The organism is Bradyrhizobium sp. (assembly GCF_049691595.1).
In the GTDB taxonomy this organism is placed as follows: domain Bacteria; phylum Pseudomonadota; class Alphaproteobacteria; order Rhizobiales; family Xanthobacteraceae; genus Bradyrhizobium.
The window spans coordinates 1-2,210 of sequence record NZ_JBAVNZ010000658.1 but is presented as its reverse complement, the minus strand read 5'-3'; the positions used below and the strand labels follow the sequence as shown (position 1 = coordinate 2,210).

The 2,210-nt window shown below is 64.3% G+C and carries 2 protein-coding genes; both read left to right on the top strand.

The features are described 5' to 3' along the window. The first annotated feature begins 143 nt into the window (after positions 1-143). Positions 144-455 carry a DUF86 domain-containing protein gene (locus WCE35_RS26375; protein WP_424596244.1) on the top strand — a complete coding sequence of 104 codons (312 nt, stop codon included), beginning with the start codon at positions 144-146 and terminating at the stop codon, positions 453-455. Positions 456-714: 259 nt separating this feature from the next. Beyond that, positions 715-2,163: a cell wall hydrolase gene (locus WCE35_RS26370; protein ID WP_424596243.1), complete on the top strand. Its 1,449-nt coding sequence runs from the start codon at positions 715-717 to the stop codon at positions 2,161-2,163. The last annotated feature ends 47 nt before the right edge of the window (positions 2,164-2,210 follow it).

The window sequence follows — 2,210 nt, the reverse complement described above, 5'->3', positions numbered from 1 at the left end:
CGTTTGCTGCGGGAAGGCTTGGGCGTCGACGTGGATATAACCACCCGCAAGGGGCTGCACCCTCTTATTCGCAAGCGGGTCGAAGCTGAGGCTACGCGGGTCTTCTAATGCCGACCCGGTCTTCCTTGCTCCGCATCCATGACATGCTCGAGAGCATCCGGGGAATCGAAAAAGCCATCGCCGGCAAAACATTCCGCGACTACGAGCGCTCCTGGGTTTTACGGTCAGCCCTTGAGCGAGGTATTGAGGTGATTTCCGAAGCCAGCCGCCATCTTGGCCGTGAACTCAAATTGCGGCACAAGGATGTGCGCTGGAAGGACATCGCCGGCATAGGAAACATTCTTCGCCACGAGTACCAGCGGATTGACAGTCAGATTATCTGGAATGCCGTGAAAGACGATTTGCCGGTACTCAAAAAAGCATTGCTGGCCATCAAGGCTTCGCTGAAGGAATAGCGCGGCCGCCATCCGAAAATTCGCGCGCCAAGTTCCTTCATCATGTTCGTTGACGGGATATTTACCACCTTCATCGAGCGCCCGTTTACCAACGTTCTCGATCCGACGACGCAGACGCCGGCGATCGCTTGCGTGTAGCGCGCGGGCAACGCCGGTTAACGCCCCGGCAACCTAAATTGGATACCAACGAATTTGGTCGAATTGCACGGATGTACTGCGGTTCGACCGCCTCTCTTGTAAGCGTTGCGTGGGCGTATCGATGTTTGTGTTGCGTAACCAGCCGAAGGGCGCGCGTCTGGCGTCCTTCGGACTCGGTCTTTGCGTCTTCGCATTGATGCCGGCCGAGATCGGATATCAGGACATCGCGTCACTGCTGGCCCGGCAGCCGGGCGTCGCCGAGCGCTGGCAGAACCGGGTGTTCGCCGCCGCCGGCGGCATTCACCTCGCCACCTTCAGCTTCGGCCGTCCGATCGGAACCGCGTCGCCGCAAACCGCGACCTATCGTCTCGCAAGCCTCGACAACCAGGGCATCGACATCACCGGCTCGGTGACGCGCAACCCGATCATTGCGCCGCCGCCGCGCTATCACGCTGCCGATTTCCCCAGGGTCGACCGCACGCTGAAGGGCGACCGGCTGGTGGTGGCGCCGCCCGCGCCGGTGGAGACGGTTCCACCGGCCGAAGTCGCGCCGGCACCGGAAGATCCATCGACATCCAATGCGTCGGAGATGGGCGCGAAGACCGCGACCGCGACGCCGCCGGCCGCCCCGCTCGATCCCGAACTTCAGGAGGCGCTGCGCGCGCCGCCGCTGGCGCAATATGACGTGTCGATGTCGCTCGAAGCCGATCCGCGCGACGACCTCAAGCGCGCTGCCGGCGCGCCAGCCATAGCGCTCGATCCGGCGCCGCCGCGCGAGACGTTCTCCTTCAAGACTTCCAGCCTGTTTTTCGGCAGCTCGCTCGGCGCGCCCGAGAGCATCGAGCGCTGGCAGCCCGGCGAAGAGCCCGTCATCGTCATGCCGGGCGCGCGGCCGGATCCCGACATGAAGGTGATGGCCTCGCTGCCGGTCGAGGCCGACGCACCGCACGGCGCCGGCGGGATGGGTGAGAGCATCGCGCCGAAGGGCGAGGTCAATTCCGACAATCAGCGCGCCAGGACGCCGGCCGAACGGCTCGGCCTGTTCGACGAAAAGTCGCGCGCCAGCTCGGAAAAATGCCTGGCGGAAGCGATCTATTTCGAAGCCCGCGGCGAAGCCGTGCGCGGCCAGATCGCGGTGGCGCAGGTGGTGTTGAACCGCGCCTTCTCCGGCTTCTACCCGAACACGGTATGCGGCGTCGTCTACCAGAACAAGCACCGCCATCTCGCCTGCCAGTTCACCTTCGCCTGCGACAACAATCCGGACGTCATCCGCGAGCCCGACATGTGGGACCGCGCCCGGAAGATCGCCAAAGCGATGCTCGACGGCCGGCTGTGGCTGCCGGAAGTCGACCGCTCGACGCATTACCACGCCTATTGGGTGCGCCCGTCCTGGGTCCATGAAATGAAGAAGATGTACAAGTTCGGCGTGCACACCTTCTACCGGCCGCGCGCCTGGGGTGACGGCAGCGAGGCGCCGCGCTGGGGGACGGCGGCGGAAACCGCCGAGATTTCGGCAAAGCTCGCCGAGGCCGCGCAGAGCTCGGCCGAGCAGGCCAGCGCGAAACGGTAGATTCTCCGTCGTCGTCCCGGCGAAAGCAGGGACCCATAATCACCGGC